20 protein-coding genes are annotated in these 20,967 nt (G+C 58.7%); 12 read left to right on the forward strand and 8 right to left on the reverse strand.

The features are described 5' to 3' along the window. Positions 1-218 precede the first annotated feature (218 nt). The 3 genes from MD273_RS15230 to MD273_RS15240 all read left to right on the forward strand — a co-directional run bounded on the left by MD273_RS15230 (position 219) and on the right by MD273_RS15240 (position 3,397). A complete protein-coding gene (locus MD273_RS15230; protein ID WP_239038653.1) occupies positions 219-545 on the forward strand; it encodes a hypothetical protein in 327 nt (108 codons plus the stop codon). Between the two features lie 174 nt (positions 546-719). Next, positions 720-2,927: an acetyl-CoA hydrolase/transferase C-terminal domain-containing protein gene (locus tag MD273_RS15235; protein WP_239038654.1), complete on the forward strand. Its 2,208-nt coding sequence runs from the start codon at positions 720-722 to the stop codon at positions 2,925-2,927. Beyond that, positions 2,927-3,397, forward strand: coding sequence for an FKBP-type peptidyl-prolyl cis-trans isomerase (locus MD273_RS15240; protein WP_239038655.1), 471 nt, complete (start codon positions 2,927-2,929; stop codon positions 3,395-3,397). Before MD273_RS15235 ends, MD273_RS15240 begins: the two co-directional genes overlap by 1 nt. On the opposite strand, the gene MD273_RS15245 is transcribed toward MD273_RS15240, so the two are convergent. Together MD273_RS15245 and MD273_RS15250 are read right to left on the reverse strand one after the other, a co-directional pair. Beyond that, a complete protein-coding gene (locus MD273_RS15245) occupies positions 3,357-4,169 on the reverse strand; it encodes a lysophospholipid acyltransferase family protein (protein ID WP_239038656.1) in 813 nt (270 codons plus the stop codon). The two genes, MD273_RS15240 and MD273_RS15245, sit on opposite strands and share 41 nt — an antisense overlap. A 19-nt stretch (positions 4,170-4,188) precedes the next feature. Continuing rightward, the gene (locus MD273_RS15250) at positions 4,189-4,950 is read right to left on the reverse strand and encodes a GNAT family N-acetyltransferase (RefSeq protein ID WP_239038657.1); all 762 of its coding nucleotides are present in this window, start codon (positions 4,948-4,950) and stop codon (positions 4,189-4,191) included. A gap of 236 nt (positions 4,951-5,186) precedes the next feature. On the opposite strand from MD273_RS15250, the gene MD273_RS15255 reads away from it, so the two are divergent. From MD273_RS15255 to glpK, 3 genes are all read left to right on the forward strand, one after another. Then, positions 5,187-5,924, forward strand: coding sequence for a response regulator (locus MD273_RS15255; RefSeq protein WP_239038658.1), 738 nt, complete (start codon positions 5,187-5,189; stop codon positions 5,922-5,924). A gap of 69 nt (positions 5,925-5,993) precedes the next feature. After that, entirely contained in the window at positions 5,994-7,568 is a 1,575-nt protein-coding gene (locus tag MD273_RS15260; RefSeq protein ID WP_239038659.1) for an ATP-binding protein, read from the forward strand. A gap of 260 nt (positions 7,569-7,828) precedes the next feature. Then, complete coding sequence (gene glpK / locus MD273_RS15265) at positions 7,829-9,310, forward strand: glycerol kinase GlpK (protein ID WP_239038660.1); 1,482 nt, start codon at positions 7,829-7,831, stop codon at positions 9,308-9,310. Positions 9,311-9,318: 8 nt separating this feature from the next. Here the strand turns inward: glpK and MD273_RS15270 are convergent, their stop codons facing one another. Further along, entirely contained in the window at positions 9,319-10,392 is a 1,074-nt protein-coding gene (locus MD273_RS15270) for an ABC transporter ATP-binding protein (protein WP_239038661.1), read from the reverse strand. Positions 10,393-10,395: 3 nt separating this feature from the next. Next, the gene (argF, locus tag MD273_RS15275; protein WP_239038662.1) at positions 10,396-11,310 is read right to left on the reverse strand and encodes an ornithine carbamoyltransferase; all 915 of its coding nucleotides are present in this window, start codon (positions 11,308-11,310) and stop codon (positions 10,396-10,398) included. A gap of 224 nt (positions 11,311-11,534) precedes the next feature. Here argF and grxD point away from each other — a divergent pair, with 224 nt between their 5' ends. Beyond that, positions 11,535-11,861, forward strand: coding sequence for a Grx4 family monothiol glutaredoxin (gene grxD, locus MD273_RS15280; protein ID WP_239038663.1), 327 nt, complete (start codon positions 11,535-11,537; stop codon positions 11,859-11,861). A gap of 15 nt (positions 11,862-11,876) precedes the next feature. On the opposite strand, the gene MD273_RS15285 is transcribed toward grxD, so the two are convergent. From MD273_RS15285 to MD273_RS15300, 4 genes are all read right to left on the reverse strand, one after another. After that, on the reverse strand, positions 11,877-12,680 hold the full coding sequence (locus MD273_RS15285) for an energy transducer TonB family protein (protein WP_239038664.1): 804 nt from the start codon (positions 12,678-12,680) through the stop codon (positions 11,877-11,879). A 5-nt stretch (positions 12,681-12,685) separates the two neighbouring features. Beyond that, a complete protein-coding gene (locus MD273_RS15290; protein ID WP_239038665.1) occupies positions 12,686-14,920 on the reverse strand; it encodes a DUF1631 domain-containing protein in 2,235 nt (744 codons plus the stop codon). A gap of 137 nt (positions 14,921-15,057) precedes the next feature. After that, positions 15,058-16,347 (reverse strand): HlyC/CorC family transporter, encoded by a 1,290-nt coding sequence (locus MD273_RS15295; protein WP_239038666.1) that lies wholly within the window; start codon positions 16,345-16,347, stop codon positions 15,058-15,060. An 86-nt stretch (positions 16,348-16,433) separates the two neighbouring features. After that, on the reverse strand, positions 16,434-17,240 hold the full coding sequence (locus MD273_RS15300) for a cytochrome C assembly family protein (RefSeq protein WP_239038667.1): 807 nt from the start codon (positions 17,238-17,240) through the stop codon (positions 16,434-16,436). Between the two features lie 181 nt (positions 17,241-17,421). Here MD273_RS15300 and ffh point away from each other — a divergent pair, with 181 nt between their 5' ends. From ffh to rplS, 5 genes are all read left to right on the forward strand, one after another. Continuing rightward, entirely contained in the window at positions 17,422-18,810 is a 1,389-nt protein-coding gene (ffh, locus tag MD273_RS15305) for a signal recognition particle protein (RefSeq protein WP_239038668.1), read from the forward strand. Positions 18,811-18,973: 163 nt separating this feature from the next. After that, positions 18,974-19,213 (forward strand): 30S ribosomal protein S16, encoded by a 240-nt coding sequence (gene rpsP / locus MD273_RS15310; RefSeq protein ID WP_239038669.1) that lies wholly within the window; start codon positions 18,974-18,976, stop codon positions 19,211-19,213. A 26-nt stretch (positions 19,214-19,239) separates the two neighbouring features. After that, positions 19,240-19,767 carry a ribosome maturation factor RimM gene (rimM, locus tag MD273_RS15315; RefSeq protein WP_239038670.1) on the forward strand — a complete coding sequence of 176 codons (528 nt, stop codon included), beginning with the start codon at positions 19,240-19,242 and terminating at the stop codon, positions 19,765-19,767. Between the two features lie 3 nt (positions 19,768-19,770). Further along, positions 19,771-20,517, forward strand: a complete 747-nt coding sequence (gene trmD, locus MD273_RS15320) for a tRNA (guanosine(37)-N1)-methyltransferase TrmD (protein WP_239038671.1) — start codon at positions 19,771-19,773, stop codon at positions 20,515-20,517. A 37-nt stretch (positions 20,518-20,554) separates the two neighbouring features. After that, positions 20,555-20,911, forward strand: a complete 357-nt coding sequence (gene rplS, locus MD273_RS15325; RefSeq protein ID WP_092004888.1) for a 50S ribosomal protein L19 — start codon at positions 20,555-20,557, stop codon at positions 20,909-20,911. Positions 20,912-20,967 lie beyond the last annotated feature (56 nt).

A 20,967-nucleotide genomic window follows, 5' to 3' on the forward strand; every position in this document is an offset into this window, starting at 1 on the left:
TCGATCAGGGAACCGCCGTTTCGGGCCCGGCCCCGGGCTCGAAACGGCGGTTACATTCTGTAATATCGGGGATTATTTTTTGACAAAAAAGTGGTCAAAAATTGACAAAAAGTCGGCGTGATTGTGTGCAAAGTCACATCTTTTCCGGGATCATTCATTAGACTTTAGCCTAGGTCATTCAGCAATATTTTCCCGGTTCACAGGTCTTTGTCAGTGTCATGATTATTCGAATTTTTGTCGCCCTGCTTGCTCTCAATCTCGTCGCTTTTGTCGTCCGCGCCGATGCAGCCGAGCGCCCGTTTGGCGAGGATCATGACCCGGTCAATACCGCTCAGGAGATCTACCAGATCCAGGAGCGGATGGTGGGGAATTTCGAAGATGACAGCTCCGAAGCCGTGACCGAAATCGGCTCCCGACTGCTCAGTCTCACCTTCACCCGGTCCCGGTCTGAGGGCAAACAGTACGCCTCCGATCCCGCACAGCCGGACCACGGTATTGCCCTGCTGAATGAGGGCGCCTGTCTCAACCTGAAATGGAATTTCTGACTCTCAGGTATTCCCCGATTTCCGCATTTGCGCTTCTCCTGTTCCTCTCTCTGCTTCCACCTGAAATGTCCAACTCGCCCGGTAACTGATCTGGCGCATTGTCTGGGTCGCATTCCCGTGTGATGATTTGCCCGTAATCCTGTTCAGGTCCGGAAAACAAGAAGGAGCTTGGTGATGTCGGAAAGCAGTAAACGCCTGCAAGATGTGGATGCCTGTGTGGACGAGGTGATCCGTCGGGTCGGCAAGCAGATAACCCTCGGGCTTCCGCTGGGGCTGGGTAAGCCGGTCCGCTTTGTCAACGCAGTGTATGAGAGGGCGAAACAGGACCCGGAGATCCGGCTGTACATCGTCACCGCTTTGTCGCTTCTCGCGCCAAAGGGCAGCTCCTCCCTGGAGAAGCGGTTCATGGGGCCCTTTGCCGATCGGCTTTATGGCCAGATACCGGAACTGGCCTACGCCCGGGATGTGACCAGGAACCGGTTGCCGGACAACGTCACCGTTTCCGAGTTCTTCTTCAAGGCCGGCTCCTTTCTCAATAATCGCTCGCAGCAACGGCATTACGTGTGCAGCAATTACACGCACGCCGTTCGGGATCTGATGGGCCAGGGCGTGAATGTTGTTGCGCAAATGGTGTCGCCAGGCGACAACGTGGACGTTCCCGGCAAGGTGAGCCTCAGCTGCAACCCGGATCTGACCCTGGATCTCATTCCCCGATTGCGGGAACTGGAAGCCGGGGGGACACCGGTAGCGCTGGTTGCGGAGCTGAACACCAACCTCCCGTTCATGGGTCACCATGCCGAGATCGAGGAAAGTCGTTTTGACCTGGTCCTGGATCAGCCGTCGACCGATTACCCGCTCTTCTCTGCGCCACAGATGGCGATCAGCCCCGAAGACCACCTGATCGGGTTCTATGCGAGCTGCCTGCTGAAGGATGGCGGTACCTTGCAGGTCGGTATCGGATCCCTGGGCGCAGCCCTGGTGCACAGCACCATTATCCGCCATCAACACAACCAGGCCTGGAGGGCGGTTTTCGACCATCTCCGGGTCAGTGACGAGTTTCCCGTGGTGCAGGAGATTGGCGGCTACGGTCGGTTTGATGAAGGACTCTATGGTTGCAGCGAAATGATGGTGGACGGGTTCCTGTACCTGATGGAAGCCGGCATCCTGTCCCGGGCGGTCTATCACCATGCCGGCCTGCAGGAGCTGATCAATCGGGGCGAGATCAATACCACACCGAGCCTCGCCATGCTGGATACGCTGCGCGAGGCCGGGCTGATTGATTCCCCGCTGCGGGCACGGGATGTGAACTGGCTGGTGAGTTGGGGGATATTCAGTGCCCGGGTCGAGTTCAAGGGAGGCCGCCTGACGGTTTCGGAGCAGTCGGTGGACGGTGATCTGGATAACCCCGAGACCCGGCAGGCCATCGAAACCGTGATGCTCGGCGAGCACCTCAAGGGCGGCATCACCATGCACGGGGGCTTCTATGTGGGGCCGGAGAATTTCTACCAGTCGCTCCGGGAGATGCCCAAAGCCCAGCGCGAACGCATCTGCATGACCAGCGTGAATTTCATTAACCAGCTGTACGATCACCCCTTCGGCGACCAGAAACTGAAAGTGGCACAGCGCAGTCATGGCCGGTTCATCAATTCGGCAATGATGTATACCCTGAACGGGGCGGCAGTCTCTGACGGTCTGGATGATGGCAGGGTAGTCAGCGGCGTGGGCGGACAATACAACTTTGTCGCCATGGCTCATGAATTGCCCGGCGCCCGCTCGATACTGACCATGAGGGCCACCCGGAACTCGAAAGGCAAAACGCTATCCAACATTGTCTTCAACTACGCCCACTGCACCATACCCCGCCACCTGCGGGACATTGTGGTGACCGAATATGGCATCGCGGATCTGCGTGGGCAGTCAGACGAACAGGTCTATCTGCGCTTGATTCGAATCGCCGACTCGCGGTTCCAGCCGGAGTTGCTCAAGCAGGCCCAGAAGGCGGGCAAGGTGGATCCCTCTTTCCGGTTGCCGGCCTCGTGGTGCAACAACACGCCACAGGCGGTGCGGTCGGCGCTTGCTGCAGCGGGTGACGGTGACAGGTTCCCTCCCTTTCCGTTTGGCCGGGACTTTACGGACGAAGAGTTGGCGTTAGGGAAAGCCCTTAAGGGGCTCAAGGCCGCAACAGCCACCCGTCGTGGTAAACTGTCGACCCTTTGGCAGGCTGTCAGGGCCAGTGATGAGGAAGGACGCTATCAGCACCTTCTGGAGCGAATGGGTTTGCAGAACCCCCGCGGCCTGCGGGAAAAACTGGACCAGCGCCTGGTTATCCACGGCCTGCAGCAGCTTGAAACACCACCGGATACAGGAAACTCGGAAACCTGATGCAAGAACCCGATACCAAGCCCGATGTCTTTACCGTTCACTACGTCCTGAAAAACAAGGCGGGGGAACTCGTCGATACGTCCGAGGGCAGTGAGCCCCTGCATTTTGTCTATGGCAGCCCCGAGATCATCAAGGGTATCCAGGAGGCCGTGAAGGACAGAAATGTCGGGGATTGCCTGGAAGTGACCATTCCACCCTCCATGGCTTATGGCGAGCATCGGGAAGATCTGGTGCGCAAGGTTCCACGCTCTCTGTTCGAAGGCGTGGAGAACCTCCAGGTTGGCATGAAATTCCAGACCAATACGGGTGATGAAGCCCAGATCGTTCAGGTGGTAGGTATAGACGGCAATCTGGTGAAGGTGGATGCCAATCATCCCCTGGCCGGGTTTACCCTGTATTTCGACCTGGAAATTGTGGGTCGCCGCGAGGCTACTGAAGACGAGATAGCCCAGGGGCGTCCCCTGTTCTGACCGGTAGCGCGTCCAGTTCCCCCGCCTGTAACCGGCGCAGGCCTTCCTGAACCGTTTCCTGAAGCTGGCGGGCCAGTTCCGATGACGTGAGCGCACCGATGTTGGCTATCGGCTCGTGGAACAGGACATCCACCCGGGACGCAGGGTTCCTCAGGAATCGGGTCAGATGGTTGTGGAAAGTATCATCGCCGACAAACGGTGCCACAGGGTCCGGCCGGCCATTCCGGCGGTAGCAAATGGTCGCCGGCTGGATCAGCATGTTTGCCTCGCGGGCGGCGCCCAGTAACAGGCCATGAAATGGAAGTACGGTCAGGCCGGCACTGGTTGTGCCCTCGGGAAAGAGCAACACGGATTCACCGCCGGCCAGTGCTGCGGTGATCGCCGATCTGACCGTCCGGGCCTCGCCGCCCCCACGTCTTATGAAGAGCGTGCCGGCCTGTCTGGCCAGCCAGCCGATCAGAGGCCACTCTGCCACTTCGGCCTTGGACAGGAATCGGACCGGCGCCAGCCCCCCGAGAATCGGGATGTCGCACCAGCTGACGTGATTGCTGACCACCAGAACATTCTCCACTGGCGCCGGGCCATGACACCGAATTCTCAGGTTGAGGCACCGACAGGCGCCCCTGAAGCATCGGCCTGCCCAGGGTGTGCGATCCAGCTTCCGCCCGGTGAGGGCGTCCCCCGCCCTGAGTGCCAGTGCCAGAATGGCTATGGCCACCAGAAACAGAGTAAAAGCACCCAGGCGAAGAGCCAGTCGCAGTGAGCCGATCATCGCGTTGTCCTTGTCACGCTTACGATGCACGGCCCATGAAATGACGACTGTAGCGGGTTGCCAGCCTGTCGACCTCCAGCAATACCAGTAGATCCGCACACCTGAACTCGGGATCCCAGCAGGGGGGGCCGCATACTCTCGCGCCCAGACGCATGTATGCCCGGATCAGCGGTGGTACCTCCACCGGTCGGTCCGTGGCCGGGAGATTCGCCAGGTGGGGCAGTTCCCGGAGCGGCGTAACCCGAAAAGGCTCATCGGCCAGGTGGGTGCCCTGCAGGTGATTGGCAATCCGCCAGGCCCGGTGGCCGCCATCGGACATACCTATACTGGCGCAGCCGATCAGGTAGTCGATCCGGTGCTCGATCAGGTACTCCGCCAGCGCTGACCACAGCAGGCTGATGGTTGCACCATTGCGGTAGTCGGGATGGACGCAGGTGCGCCCCAACTCGGCCACGCTACCGGACAGTGTGGCCAGAGCCGAGAGATCGAATTCTCCCGCCGAATAGAATTGACTGACACCCCCGATCCGACTCTGGGGGAGTGCCCGGGTGGTGGCGATCAGGTTGCCGCTCCGTTGGTCGGTCACGACCAGGTGATCGCAGAGGGTGTCGTAGGCGTCGGCGTCAAGGCCCGGGGTGGTTGCGCCAAGATCGCTGCCGTATTCGGCGGAAAACACGTTGTAACGGAGGCGTTGGGCCTGTTCGATTATGGCCGGATCGCGGGTGATGCCGGTCCTGAGCTGTCGTGAGCTGTGCCGGGCAGTCGCGGTTTGTGCGGTCATGGCTTTGTCTCTTTGTGTCCATTTACCGACAAGGCTATGAATCGGCTGTGACACTGGGGTGACCGTCCAATGACCGCTCGATGACAGGGGATTTCTGTGCGGGCCGTTTGTCACACGGTGTAACGACAAGGGGCTTCCATGTATATTTCTGAATTGCATGTATAATTGCTGTTACAGCAGGTTGCCTGTATTGTCAGGGGTTGTAAGGACCCTAAACCGGAATAACAAAACCAGAGATGGATGGCGTGGAACAGACGAACGAAAGTTGGCGAATTCTCATTGTTGAGGACGACGAACGGCTCGCAGAGCTGACCCGTGAATATCTGGAAAGCAACGGTCTGACGGTAGGCCTGGAAGCAAACGGTTCGGCGGCAGTCGAAAGAATACGGAGCGAGCAGCCGGATCTGGTGGTTTTGGATCTGATGCTGCCCGGCGAAGATGGTCTGTCGGTCTGTCGCAAGGTACGTCCGTTCTATAACGGTCCTATCATCATGCTGACCGCCCGTACCGATGACCTGGATCAGGTGCTCGGGCTGGAAATGGGCGCGGACGACTACATCAGCAAGCCGGTCAAGCCGCGGGTTCTGCTGGCCCGTATCCGGGCCATGCTCCGGCGGGTGACCGAGTCCGGACAGGGCGGGGGTGACGAGTCGGCTGGTGAAGAGCCCGTCCGGCTGCAGTTCAATGACCTGATTGTCGACCGTTCCATGCGCGAAGCCTGGTTGAATGACCAGAGTATTGACCTGACCAGCGCCGAATTCGATCTGCTCTGGTTGCTGGCCAGTAACGCCGGTCGCGTGCTGAGCCGTGAGGAAATTTTCACGGCACTTCGGGGTATTGAGTACGACGGTCAGGACCGCTCCATTGATGTTCGGGTATCCAGGATCCGTCCGAAAATAGGCGACGATCCGATCCACCCTCGCCGTATCAAGACCGTTCGCAGCAAAGGCTACCTGTTCGTGAAGGAAGCCTGACGTTCCTGTTGCCGGCTCCGGCTCCCCGGGTCGTAAAGGGGAGGGGGCTGGCCAGCCAGGATTCCTGACATGTCCCTGAAAATATTTCTCAAACTGTACGCCCGCCTGGCCGGTATCGCTGCACTGGTGGGGATTCTGTGCGTTGTCCTGTTCAACGGTCTCAATTCGGTCCGGCATCAGTTCTGGCTGGAGCGCTTTCCCGAGCCATTGATGCGCTGGTTGGCGGAGTCGCCGGCTCCCGAACGCCAATACCACTGGCTTTCTGCCTGGTATGACCTGAAGCGTCTCCCCGCCGGAGAAATGACATTGTCACCGGTGGTCCGTGAGCGCCTTGGCTATGGACAGGTCGTGGCGGAAGAGGCTCCGACCGGCTTCCGACTGATGGTGGAGACTCCCTCCGGTAACATCCTGCAGATTCGCTTTGAAGAGCCTTACTTCGGTGTTTCCCGGGCCCTGGCGTTGGTCGTCCGTTGGCATCTGGACTCGGTAGATTCCGCCGGCAGGGAAGATGTGGCGGCACGCCTTGGAGGACACCTCGGGGTTTCGATCACTCGGCTGGATCAGGCCAGCATGCTTCCCCCGGATCCGGTTCTGCAGCAGATTGCCGAGCAGGGGGTCGTGCTCTACGGCCCGGAGCAGGGCGACCGGCGCAATGCCCTGGTAAGGTTGGCAGACGGTACCCTGTTGCTTGTCGGGCTACCCGCTCCATTTTCACCTTTCGGCTGGCCGGTGCTCAGCCTGCTGGTATTGCTTATCGGCAGTGTTCTGGCGCTCGCGCTCTGGCTGGCGCTGAAGGCTGTAGACAACAACCTGCGCCAGGTAGAGTCGGTTGCGATCCGGATTGCCCGCGGGGAGATGGGTGCGCGCGTGGAGGCCGGTACCAGTACCCTGGTGAGCCGCCTGGCGGCGGCCTTCAACGGCATGGCAGAGCATATCCAGCGCCTGGTACAGGTTCAGCGGGAGATGATCCACGCTGTCTCCCATGAACTTCGAACACCCGTTGCCAGGATCCGGTTTGGTGTCCAGATGATTGAGGACTGCCAGGACCAGAAAATGCTGCACAAGCAGCTGGAAGGCATTGATGGCGATATTCAGGAGCTGGATGAGCTGATTGATGAAATCCTTACCTATGCCCGGCTGGAGCAGGGCGGCCCGGTCTTCTCGTTGCGTGAGCATTCGGTGACGGAGATCGTGCGTCAGGTGGTGTCGGAGCAGCGGGTGATTCGCCCGAATCTGACCATTGACAGCGATATCGACGACGACACCGAACATTTCGCCCTGTCCGACATAGAGCCGAGGTACATCCATCGGGCGATCCAGAACCTGGTCGGTAATGCCGGGCGCTACGCCAGTGGCCGGGTTCTGGTGCGTTGCCGGATTGATGAGGACAATTGTCGGGTTGATGTGGAAGATGACGGTCCGGGCGTTCCGGAAGAGGACTGGGAAAAGGTTTTTACCGCTTTCGCACGCCTTGACGACAGCCGGACCCGTACCTCCGGTGGCTATGGCCTAGGCCTGTCCATTGTTCGTCGTATCCTCTATTGGCATGGTGGCCAGGCCTTTGTGAGTCGAAGCGAGGAACTGGGCGGCGCGAGATTCAGCCTGGTTTGGCCGAGGCGTAAGCCGGCAGATACTGTTTTGTGAACCAGGCCTCACTGCCTCACTTGATGTAACAAAGCTGCTACATAACCTCAACTGACGATTTTCACCGTCTTGCCGATAATTAACAGCGTAAGGGATGACTTTTGAGGTTGTAGTTCTTACGAACTTTCCTTGTTTCATTCGTCATTTAAGGGCCGGTTTTTCCGGCCCTTTTTTTATGGCCTTCCTCCCGTTTCCGACCTCGGCGCCTCTCCTTGACCTGTTTCTGCTGGTAGACTTGCGGAAAACAAAGGAGGCTTTCAATGACCCGCTACCTGCTTGCGATTGACCAGGGAACAACCAGTTCGCGCGCGATTGTTTTTGACTCGTCGGGCACCATCGTGGGTGTGGCCCAGCAGGAATTTCACCAGTATTTTCCCAGGGACGGCTGGGTCGAGCACGATGCCCTGGAAATCTGGGACAGTACCCTGGCCGTCTGCCGGGCCGCCCTGGAGGACTCCGGTGTCGACGCCAGGGATGTCGCCGGTATTGGCATTACCAACCAGCGTGAGACAACGGTCATCTGGGAACGTGCGACGGGCAAGCCGATTCATCACGCCATCGTCTGGCAGGACCGCCGGACAGCCTCCTGGTGCACCAAGCTCAAGGAAGATGGCTTTGAAAATGCCGTGGTGGAGCGGACGGGTCTGTTGATTGACCCCTATTTTTCCGCCACCAAGATTTCGTGGATTCTCGATCATGTCGAGGGAGCGAGGGATCGTGCCGAGGCAGGTGAACTTGCCTTTGGAACGGTGGACAGCTGGCTGCTCTGGAACCTGACCGGCGGCCGATCCCATTACACCGACGCCACCAATGCCTCCCGCACCGCACTCTTCAATATCCATACCCAGTGTTGGGATGACACGCTCCTGGACCTGTTTCGCGTGCCCCGTCAGCTTTTGCCCGAGGTACTGGACTGCGCCGCCGACTATGGCACCACCGAGAGGGAATGGCTCGGTGCGGAGCTCCAGGTGGCGGGCATCGCCGGGGATCAACACGCCGCTCTGATTGGCCAGGCCTGTTTCGAGCCGGGGATGGCCAAGAGTACCTATGGCACCGGTTGTTTCCTGATGCTGAACACCGGCGACAAGGCTCTTCGGTCCGAGAACCGGTTATTGACCACTATGTCGTATCGGCTGGACGGGAAACCGACCTATGCAATCGAGGGCAGCATTTTTGTCGCCGGTGCGGCCATGCAGTGGCTTCGGGATGGGCTTGGCCTTATCCGGCATGCCGGGGATTCGCTGGCCCATGCCGAAAGTGTCGGGGTGGAGAATCCGGTTTACCTGGTGCCTGCGTTCACCGGGCTTGGTGCTCCACACTGGGATCCCCACGCCCGGGGCGCGATCATGGGACTGACCCGGGATACCGGCATCGGTGAGATTGTAACAGCAGGGTTGCAGTCCGTGTGCTACCAGACCAAGGATCTGGTGCGGGCCATCCAGAATGACGGGGCGCCGCTGGAATCCCTGCGGGTGGACGGTGGCATGGCGGTGAACGACTGGGTCATGCAGTTCCTGGCTGACATTCTCAATGTCACGGTGGACCGGCCGCGGATTACCGAGACCACGGCACTGGGTGCCGCCTATCTGGCCGGGTTGCAGACCGGTGTCTACGGTAGTCTGGAGGAAATTGCCCGGCTCTGGGAGTGCGACCGCCAGTTTCGTCCGGACATGAGGCCGTCACTCAGGGAGTCCCTGTATGCCGGCTGGCTGGATGCGGTCGACCGGGTGTGTAACCGCTGAGGGCCTCCTCAGCTTGTGCGTTCAAACGCGATCAGGTGGTCGGCCTCGACCCGGACCGGCACCTGCTCGCCCAGGTGGAAGTCCAGATGGCTGCGGAACAGGGCTTCGAACTCCGTTTCCTCGGAACACCGGAAGCGGTAAAGGGTCGAGGTACCGGCAAAGGTCTTCTCCACCACCTTGGGGCGCAGGTCCGACGCTTCATCGTAGATGATGTCGTCCGGCCGGATCAGGACATCAACGAGGGTACCCGGTTCCCACTTGTAGGCTCGATTGCCATGGATGATGCCCAGTTCTGACTCGATGGTGTCGGGCCCGAGGGCCTTGCCGGGAATGAATCCGCCCTGGCCAACGAAGCTGGCCACAAACCGGTTGGCAGGCTCGTGGTACAGGTTGTAGGGCACATCCCACTGGAGCAGCTTGCCGTCTTTGAGTACAGCCACCTGGTCGCACATGGCAAAAGCTTCCTGCTGGTCATGGGTAACCAGGATTGCGCTGATGCCGAGGGTCTTGAGGATTTCGCGCACATCCAGGCTCAGGCGCCGGCGCAGGTCTGCGTCGAGGTTGGAAAACGGTTCGTCCAGCAGGATCAGGGTCGGCTCGGGCGCCAGTGCCCGGGCCAGAGCTACCCGTTGTTGCTGGCCGCCGGAGAGTTCGTGGGGGTAGTTGTTTGCCAGATCCTGCAGATGCACCACTTCCAGCAGTTCGATGACTTTCTGGCGACGTTCAGTCTTGCTCATGCCTTTCAAACCAAAACCGACGTTGTCGGCGATGGTCAGGTGTGGAAACAGGGCATAGTCCTGGAAAACCATTCCGATCCGGCGCTTTTCCGGGGCCAGGGTACGGCCGGGAAGGCTGATGGTGCGGGATTCCAGGCAAATTTCGCCACTGCTCAGCGGCAGGAAACCGGCCAGTGCCCGCAGGATGGTGCTCTTGCCACAGCCGCTGGGACCAAGCAGGCAGCCGATATCACCATGGCTCAATGCAAAATTGACACCTTGGACTACGGAGTCGGCGCCGTAGCCGCAGGAGAGGTTGTTGACTTCCAGTAACCAGTCCCCGGCAGGGGCAGTGGGCGCGCCCATAGATCAGTCCAGACGATTGAGAATGAGGAACTCGAGCAGGGCCTTCTGGGCATGCAGGCGGTTTTCCGCCTCGTCCCAGACCACGGAGCCAGGATGTTCCATCATGTCGACGGAGATTTCCTCGCCTCGATGGGCCGGCAGGCAATGCATGAACAGGGCGTCCTTGTCTGCCACCGCCATCAGGCCCGGATTGATCTGGTAGTCCCGGAAGGCCTTCTCCCGTGCTTTCTGCTCGTCTTCCTGGCCCATGGAAGCCCAGACGTCGGTGACCAGAAGGTTGGCACCCTTTGCGGCTTCGGCCGGATCCCGGACGATAGTGACACGGTCGCCGTGTTCGTTCATCAGGGCTTCGCTGGGCTCATAGCCTTCCGGGCAGGCCACATTCAGGTGAAAGTCGAAGCGGGTGGCGGCGTTGATATAGGAATGACACATGTTGTTGCCATCGCCGATCCAGGCCACTGTTGCGCCGCGAATGCTGCCGCGGTGCTCGCGATAGGTCTGCATGTCGGCCAGCAGTTGGCAGGGATGGAAGTCATCGGTCAGGGCGTTGATCACCGGAACCCGGGAAGCTGCTGCAAAGCGCTCGACCGTGTCATGGGCAAAGGTGCGGATCATCACCGCATCGACCATGCTGGAAATGACGATGGCGGAGTCCTCGATCGGTTCGCCGCGCCCGAGCTGGGTATCCCTGGGAGAGAGGAACAGGGCCGAGCCACCGAGCTGGGTCATGCCGGCCTCAAACGACACGCGTGTGCGGGTAGAGGACTTCTCGAAAATCATGGCCAACACGCGGTTCTTCAGGGAATCGCGTATCTTGCCCTGCCGCCACTCGTTACGAAGCTTGCTCGCATGGTCCAGCAGCTGCTCGAGCTCGCCGGTGGACATGTCGTTCAGTGTCAGAAAATGTCGTGCCGCCATGAAATGGCCCTTACCTCAATGAAACCGCGGCTTGCGCGGATCCTGATGTCTGGTTGATGGAAAGCTGTGCCGGAAAAACGGGGCAACAAGTCTAGCCCTTCGAAGAAGGGATGACAACGCTGCCTACCCCCTTTGGGTGTTTGGTGGCCGGTCGGTGACATGTGTACAATAGGGCCAGCAGATTGCCCGAGGGCAGTTCCTTTTTCAACCAGAGGTGAATGTTCATGGACATCAACGAAACCATCAAGAGCCAGCTCGAAGAAAACCCCGTCATTCTGTACATGAAGGGTACCCCGCAGGCTCCGCAATGCGGTTTCTCCGCCAAGACTGTGCAGGCGTTGATGGCCTGTGGCGAGCGTTTCGCATTCGTCAACATCCTGGACAACCAGGAGCTTCGTGAAGCGCTGAAGGTCTACTCCAGCTGGCCTACCTACCCGCAGCTGTATATCAACGGTGAGTTGGTCGGCGGTTGTGACATCGTTCTGGAAATGTCCGAGAGCGGTGAGCTGGCGAAGATGGTCAAGGAAGCTGCCAAGCAAGCCGAGGCCTGATTTCCGTCTGGCGATTCAGAGGCGCTTCGGGGAGAACACCAGCTCTACCTCGAAGCGGTCTCCGGTTGCACTTTCTGCAGGGGGCTTCGGATACGGGCTCGCCGCAAGGGCTGCACGATAAGCCGCTGTGTCCACCTCCTTTATGCCCGTCGATTTCACCACCCTGGCCCGGGTCAGGGCGCCATTCTTCATGAGCTGAAGCTCGATTTCCATCCTTGCGCTGTCTGCCAGCTGAGCAACGGCCGGGACTCGCAATTGTTCAAGTTCCTTTGCCAGGTGAGATGCAAGCCGGATCAGGTAGGGATCCTGCTGGGTGGGGGATTGGGTGATGCGGGTGAGCTCCGTTTTTTCAGTCGTCTTCCTTGTTGTCCCTGCTTCGGCGGCCTGACTGGGGATGCTGGCCGGCTCCGACGGGTTGGCATGCTGTGCGTCGGGTTCTGGACTGATTTCGTCTGGTTCCGCAATGGTTTCCGCGTGTGACGGTTCCGGCGCGAGCCTGGGGGATGTCGCCGACATCACCGGTTCGGGCACGGGAGGTTTTCCGGGCGCGGTGTCCGGTATGTCAAACCGTGGGTTTCGCTCTCGGCTTGTTTTTCGGGGCTGCGTATCGGCGGCTGTTGCCGGGTGACTGGCTGTGGTCAGGGTTGAGCCGGAATTTACCAGTTCAAGCGTCAGTTGGTGACGCTTTTTCGGCGGGTCCGGTTGCGGGTAGGGGAGTCCGGCAAGGACCAGCGTATGCAGCAGGATGGCAACTGAAAACGCCAGGGCTATCCGGTAGCTGTCCGGTAGCCCTGTTGCCGCATGGTGGGCCACTGCCATTGGCGTCAGGCAGTCTTGCTCCGCAGGGAGCCGACAACGGCGTCAAGAGCCCGGTCAATCAGGGCACCCTGTTCCAGCAGGGTGAGTCGGCCGCGACGCATTTCATGGGCTAATTCCAGACGGGTCTTCTCGATCACCTTGAGGCCCATGCGGTTCACGAAGACAAACGAGTCTGCCTCTTCGATAATGGCTGAGAGTTTGCAGCGGAAGCTGGCGCCATTGACCAGGCGGAACTCAACCCAGTCTCCGATTTCGATGCCGTCTATCTGGGCGACGAATTCCGCAATGGCGGCGTCCTCCAGTTCCTGCTGGCGTGCTACCGCCGTTTTCTGGGTGCCCGCCAGATCGAAGTCTTCCCCGGCGTCAGCAGGTGTTTCCGGCGATTCCTGCACGCTCTCTGCTGACGCATTGGCGCGGAAGGCTTCTGCCAGTTCGTGTTTCAGCTGACCCATGGTTTCGTCCAGTCGAGACGAGTTATAGGAAACTTCCTCAAGCCCGGCACGCAGTGTTTTGAGAAGGCCGGGTACCACCCGGACCCACTGGTCACGTTCGTCATCTTCGTGATGGGGGTGCAGGCACCAGATCAGGTCGTCCACCACTTTTACGGACTCATGCCAGCGGTGCTCCACATCGTCCCGCAGGTAGGCCAGGAACATGAAGCGGCTCCAGCCATGGAGCAGGAGGTCGCGCACAACGTCAGGTAATTGGTATCTGGAAAGTTTCTTTCTCAGGATGGTATCAACGGTCTGTTGTGCCTGTTGGGATTTGATCCGTCCACGCTCCGATTCGCGGGTGCGCTGTTCAACCAGGGAAGCCTTCCGGTTTTCCCGTTCGAGGAATTGCTCGAACTCCTGGTAAAGGGTGTCGAACAGGCTCACATCACCGTCGAACTCGTTGAGAATCCGCTGGACCGTATCGTGGATCTGGTTATAGAGCTTGTCCTTGGCCTTTTCGTCGCTCTTGCTCCAGCCAATGCCCGCGCGGGCCAGCGAGTTGAGCAGCTTCCTGGCCGGGTGAGAGGCCTGGCTGAAGAACGACTTGTCCCGGATAACCACTTTCAGGATCGGAATCTGCAGACGACTGATCAGAACCTGGACCGGTGCGGAGAGGTTGTAGTCGTCCAGGATGAACTCGAACAACATGGAGACAAGATTGATCAGGTCCTCGTCCACCTCGTTCAGTGCCGGCTTCCTGCCGTCCTCCGATGGCGCTCTTGCCAGGAGTTGATTGACAACGGCGCGGAGGTCCACGGTAACAGGTTCACCCACGCTCAGGTCGCCGTCGGGCGCGTAGGAATCGGCAAGCGGCAGGGCGCTCAGAAGGCTGGCCAGTTCGGCATGGCCGACCACCCGGATCTGCGTATTCGAAGCTCGGGGAGGGATGCCTGCGTTTGCACGCTGCGCCGCCAGCATCTGGCGGATCTGTTCGAAAACGGGGCTGTCTTCTTCTGAGGCAGCGGCGCCGGCACTACCGGCTGTTTCCGGTTTCGATTGCGAGGTTTCAGGGGATGAACGGGAGCTTCTGGTCTCGGCTTGTTTGCCGGCTTTTCCATGGTACCGGAAGTTGGGAATGATGCCGGCCTGGATCAGGATGCGGTTGGCTTCGTCCAGAAGCATGCCCAGGTTCGATACCACATAGCGATCGAACTGCTTGAGCAGAATGAGTCGTTCCCGGATCTGGATTTCCAGTGCCTTTATGGCCTCGATGAATGCGCCACAAAGGTGTTCCGGAGCCATGGGGTTGACCGGGGCATCATCGCTGGCATCGGGGTAGACCTGACTGAACCGGGCCTGTAGCTGTAGCAGAGGGCCCTGAAAGTGAGCCTTGGCCTTGCCAATCATGGCGTTCAGGGCAACCTGCTCTTCCAGGTCTTCATCACCGACCAGCGACAGCGTCTCTGCGCTGGTGCTGTAAGTGGGGGTTTCTCCCTGTGTCTGGCCGGTGCGGGGTGGCTCGGCGAACAGTCCCGCGACCGAACTCTGGAACTGGCGCTCGACACCCTTGCGTTTGATGCGGATTTCCCGCATCGCCTCGAAGTACCGGTTTTGCTCGTTGTTGCTGCGGGCGTTGTTGGCCAATTCGAACAGGGAGTCGTCGACGGCGTCAAAAGCTCCCTGCAGCAGATCGCCCAGTCCGGCGACCACCGTGTCACGAATACGCGTAACCTCTGCAGGAACCGGTTTACTATTGGCTGCTGGCTGGGGGTCGCGGAGGTAATGTATGCCGGACTGCTTGTTCATGGCCTTCTCCTGTCTACGCCTTAACCGGATACATGACCGAGCTGGAACTCCATGTGTTCTCGTTCTTGGTTAAATTTACCGCAATTCGCCGCACATTAACATGAATAAACGCCATCCTGAGAGCCTTGTCAAAAAAATCAGCGGTTGCCGAGAGGAAGTGAACGCTTTTTCCGCTTCCGGGGATGCACTATGGCGGCTTTCACCACGTTATCCTTGATCTGGAGCACTTCCACCCGGTGACCATCCACTTTCAGGCAGACGTTGGTGTCGGGGATGTTTTCCAGGGTCTCGGTTATGAGGCCGTTCAGGGTTTTGGGTCCGTCCGTCGGCAGTTTCCAGCCCAGAGTCTTGTTGATCGTTCGAACTGCTGACGTGCCATCAATGATAAAGGTTCCATCGTCCTGAGGGATAATGTCCGGGCTGGTTGCGGCATAGTCGGTGGTGAATTCGCCCACGATTTCCTCGAGGATGTCCTCCAGCGTGGCCAGGCCAAGGACATCGCCGTATTCATCCACTACGATGCCGAACCGGCGCTTGCCTTTCTGGAAGTTGATCAGCTGGGTGTTCAATGGAGTGCTTTCGGGAATGAAATACGGCTCCTGGCACAGCTGCATGATCATCGCTTTGTTGATCTCTTCCTGCTGCACCAGTTTGGAGGCGCTGCGCAGGTGGAGGATGCCCTGGATGTTGTTGATGTCACCCTTGAAGACAGGCAGGCGGGTGTGTTGGCTGCTCCTCAGTTGCCGGAGGATGGTGTCTGTGTCGTCATCCAGATCGACCCCCACCACTTCGTTTCGCGGCACCATTATGTCGTTGACCGTTACCTTTTCCAGATCGAGGATGCTCACCAGCATGTCCTTGTGCTTGGCGGGGATCAGGGCGCCGGCTTCGTTGACGAGGGTTCGGAGTTCTTCCCGGCTGAGATGCTCGGACGCGGCGTCTTCCGGGGACACTTTCAGCAGCTTGAGGATCACTCCGGTGAAGAGGTTGACCGCCCAGACAATCGGGTAGAGCACCTTCAGTAGCGGGCCGAGCACATAGCTGGCCGGGAAGGCGATCTTTTCGGGAAACAGGGCCGCCAGGGTTTTGGGGGTCACCTCGGCGAAAATGAGGATCACGATCGTCAGCAGCAGGGTGGCGATGGCAATGCCGGCATCTCCCCAGATCCTGATGGCAATAACTGTGGCAATGGAAGAGGCCAGGATGTTGACGAAATTGTTGCCGATGAGGATAACGCCGATCAGCTGGTCTGTTCGCTGGAGCAGTCCCTGGGCTCGCCGGGCGCCTTTGTGGCCGGTTTTGGCCATGTGTTTCAGGCGGTACCGGTTCAGCGACATCATGCCGGTCTCGGAGCTTGAGAAAAAGGCCGACAGGCAGATGAGGGCAACAAGAAGAATAAACAGCGCGGATAGCGATGTTTCGTTCAAAGGAAAGAGTCCTTATTTTACTGACGAGTTGGGAAAATAGGTTTTGTTTCGGTCAGGTGTCAAGCAGGGTAGATGCCGTTGGTCTTTCAGCCCCCGCGGTGGAACACCAGTTCAAGGACAAATTTGCTGCCATAGAAAGCCAGCATGAGCAGGAGGCAGCCGGCCAGTGTCCAGCGGCTGGCCGTCATTCCTCGCCAGCCCTGGGTGTACCGGCCAATCAGCAGGGCCACAAAGACCAGTAACGACAGCAGGGAAAAAACCGTCTTGTGGGCAAGATCCTGGGCGAAGAGGTCCTCGATGAACAGGGCGCCAGTGACAATCGCCAGCACCAGCAGCACGACTCCGGCCCAGACCATTTCAAACAGCAGGGATTCCATGGTCTGAAGTGGTGGCAGGTTGCGTACCAGAATGCTGTTGTAGTTGTGCTTGAGTTGGCGGTTCTGAAAATACAGCAGAATGGCCTGGATGGCGGCCAGCGTAAACAGGCTGTACGCTGTCACGGATAACGCGATATGGGAAAGCATGCCGTAGCTGTGCTCGGAAACCAGCCGGGAGGGCGTATGGGTAATCAGGACAAGGATAATGGTCAGTGCTGCGAGCGGGTAAACTCCCAGGAACAGGCTCTGGACTGGTTTTCGGAGATTCAGTCCCAATAGAAGGAAGACGATCAGCCACGAGATCAGTACTGAGCTTTTAAAAAAGCTGAGGTCAAAGCCGCCGTCATGATAGACCGTCTGGGCAATCAGCAGGCCATGGCTGGTCAGCGCCAGAATCCCGATGAGGGTCGTGATGGCGAGATTGCTTTGTACCCGTCCGCGGAAATGGAGCGCCTGCAGCGCGGTACCAACGCTGTATAAAAAGAGAGAGGTGACCGCGAGAATCAGCGTTCCCATGACTTCCTTATTACTACTCTACTGGCTGGAAAAGAGGCTGAATGTCAGCCGATTTGACCGGGTTGGTCGTTTCAGGGCGATAGTCTGGTTATAATGTCGCGATTATGCAACAGGAATCAAGGAAGCATATCTGGCTCCTTGATTCGGTATACATTTTATTTCCGGGGTACGGAAGAGACGCATGTTTGAAAATCTCCAGGACCGGCTTTCCGGCAGTTTGCGCAAGATTACCGGTCAGGCGCGACTGACCGATGACAACATCAAGGATACCCTGCGCGAAGTACGCATGGCATTGCTCGAGGCGGACGTCGCCCTTCCCGTGGTCAAGGACTTCGTGGAGGGAGTGCGCAAGCGGGCAATCGGTCAGGAAGTCCAGCGCAGCCTGACTCCGGGTCAGGTCTTCGTCAAGGTCGTCCAGCAGGAGCTGGAGCGGGTGATGGGCGAGGGTAACGAGTCCCTCAATCTGTCCGTTCAGCCGCCTGCCGTGATCATGATGGCGGGTCTGCAGGGTGCGGGTAAGACCACCACAGTCGCCAAGCTCTCCCGCTTCCTTAAAGAACGGCAGAAAAAGTCAGTCATGGTGGTCAGTGCCGATGTGTACCGGCCGGCGGCGATCAGGCAGCTGGAAACCCTGGCAGGGGAAGTGGGTGTCGAGTTCTTCCCGAGTACCGCAGACCAGGATCCGGTGGATATTGCCGAGGGGGCGATCGGTGCCGCCCGCAAGAAGCACATCGATGTGGTGATTCTCGATACGGCCGGCCGGCTGCATGTGGACGATCAGATGATGGATGAGATCGGCCGCCTGCATCGCGCAGTGAAGCCGGTCGAGACCCTGTTCGTGGTTGATTCCATGACAGGTCAGGATGCTGCCAATACCGCCAAGGCTTTCAATGATGCCTTGCCGCTGACCGGTGTCGTGCTGACCAAGACGGACGGTGATGCCCGGGGCGGTGCAGCTCTGTCGGTTCGCCACATTACCGGTAAGCCGATCAAGTTTCTCGGTGTCGGCGAAAAATCCGATGCCCTCGAGCCGTTCTATCCGGACCGCGTGGCCTCCCGGATTCTTGGCATGGGCGATGTGCTGTCCCTGATTGAAGAGGCGGAGCGCAAGCTGGACCAGAAGAAGGCCCAGAAGCTCACCAAGAAGATCAAGAAGGGTAAGGGCTTTGATCTGGAGGATTTCCGGGATCAGCTGCAGCAAATGAAGAACATGGGCGGCATCGGTGGTCTGCTCGACAAGCTGCCGGGCATGGGGCAGATGGCCCAGATGGCTCAGCAGCAGGTCAACGACAAATCGCTGGGCCAGATGGAGGCGATCATCTGTTCAATGACGCCAAAGGAGCGCCGTTTTCCGGATGTCATCAACAATTCCCGCAAGCGTCGCATTGCGGCGGGTTCGGGTACGCAAATCCAGGATGTGAACCGTCTGCTCAAGCAGCACAAGCAGATGTCGAAGATGATGAAAAAGTTTGGCAAGAAAGGCGGAATGGCCAACATGATGCGTGGCATGGGTGGTATGATGCCGCCCGGCGGCGGCGGTGGTGGAATGCCCCCGTTTGGCCGTATGTAAAAAGCCTTATGCCGAAAACGGGGAAACAGCAGGTTTCCCTGTTTTCTTTGGCGCTTTTTTAGCATAGAATAGCGCCCCTTTCGAGTATGGGTCTTCGCGTCAGCCGCCTTCGGCAGGCGTGAATCGTACAAAGTTCGTACAACAGAACAGGATATTGGTCGAAATGGTAACAATCCGTTTGGCTCGTGGCGGCTCCAAGAAGCGCCCGTTCTACCATCTGACAGTCACTGACAGCCGCAACGCCCGCGACGGCCGTTTCATCGAGCGTGTCGGTTTCTTCAATCCGGTCGCCCGTGGTCAGGAAGAGCGTCTGCGTGTGGACCGTGATCGCGTAAACTTCTGGCTGGAAAAAGGTGCTCAGACCTCCGAGCGCGTTGCCCAGCTGCTGAAGGGCGCAGAGTAATAACGCTTTAACCCGGGGTTTCAGGCATGACGCAGACTTCGCAGGAAACTGTGATCGGCCGCATTACCTCGGTGTTCGGGGTCAAGGGATGGCTCAAGGTCTATTCCTACACTGACCCCAGGGAAGGAATTCTTGATTACCGGGACTGGACGCTGGTCCTGAATGGTAAGAGGATTCCGGCCAGGCTTGAGGAGGGTCGCCGCCAGGGGCAGGGGATCGTCGTCAGGCTGAAGGGTATTGATGACCGTGAAGTCGCTCGTACCTACAGTGGTGCGGAAGTTGTAGTTTCTACAGCAGAGCTGCCTGAGCTGCCCAGTGGAGAGTACTACTGGTATCAGCTGGAAGGTCTGGAGGTTTTCACGGTTGAGGGGATGAACCTGGGAAAGGTCCATCACCTTCTGGAAACAGGGTCCAACGATGTTCTCGTGGTGCGTGCCACCCGGGACTCGGCAGACCAGCGCGAGCGGCTGATTCCCTACCTGCCGGATCAGGTCGTCCGGGAGGTGGATCTGGCTGGCAACCGCCTGGTTGTTGACTGGGATCCGGAGTTCTGACGGGTGTGGATTGGCGCAGTCAGTCTGTTCCCGGAAATGTTTCGTGCGGTTACGGATTACGGGATAACCGGAAGGGCGGTTCGGGAAGGTTTGCTGACCTTCGAGAGCTGGAATCCCCGGGAGTTTACCCATGACCGTCATCGCACGGTAGACGACCGGCCATACGGTGGCGGTCCCGGGATGCTGATGAAAATGCAGCCTTTGCGGGATGCTATCCATGCGGCTCGGGAGGCGGCGCCCGGTAAAGCTTGTGTGGTTTACCTGTCGCCCCAGGGAGAAACCCTGACACAGTCTGTTGTTGAATCCCTTGCGGAGGAGCGGCAGCTGATCCTGGTTTCGGGGCGATACGAGGGTGTTGATGAGCGCCTGATCTCGACAGAAGTCGATCGGGAGGTGTCACTGGGTGATTTTGTTCTTTCCGGTGGCGAGTTGGCGGCCATGGTCGTCGTTGATGCGGTGACACGCCTCATCCCCGGAGCGCTGGGTCATGCGCAGTCAGCAGAGCAGGATTCCTTTGCTGATGGATTGCTGGATTGTCCGCACTACACCCGGCCCGAAGTTTACGAAGGTCAGGCGGTGCCGGAAGTTCTTTTGGGCGGTCACCACGAGCAGATCCGGCGTTGGCGGCTCAAAGAGTCGTTAAGGCGAACCCGGCAGCGACGCCCCGACCTGCTGGAGAAGCGGGCGCTTACGGACGAAGAGCGTGAGCTGCTGGAAGAAATTTTGAATGAACCGGGTGTCTCTGAGTGATCAGGGCATTGAGAGATTGGGTATCAGGAGCATTACGATGAGCGGCAAGAACAACATCATCAGTCAAATTGAAGCAGAACAGATGACCAAGGAAATCCCTGCGTTTGCGCCGGGTGACACCGTGGTCGTTCAGGTTCGCGTAACCGAGGGTAACCGTGAGCGTCTGCAGGCGTTCGAAGGCGTGGTTATCGGCAAGCGCAACCGTGGCATGAACTCTTCCTTCACTGTTCGTAAGATCTCTTACGGCGTGGGTGTTGAGCGTACCTTCCAGACCTACTCCAAGCTGATCGACAGCATCAGCGTGAAGCGTCGTGGTGACGTACGTCAGGCCAAGCTGTACTACCTGCGTGACCTGTCTGGTAAGGCAGCTCGCATCAAGGAAAAACTGGGCTGATTGACGAATTGTCAAAAGGCCGGTTAAAAAAGGCAGCCTCAAGAGGCTGCCTTTTT

It is taken from the genome of Marinobacter sp. C7 (assembly GCF_022343555.1).
Classification (GTDB): domain Bacteria; phylum Pseudomonadota; class Gammaproteobacteria; order Pseudomonadales; family Oleiphilaceae; genus Marinobacter.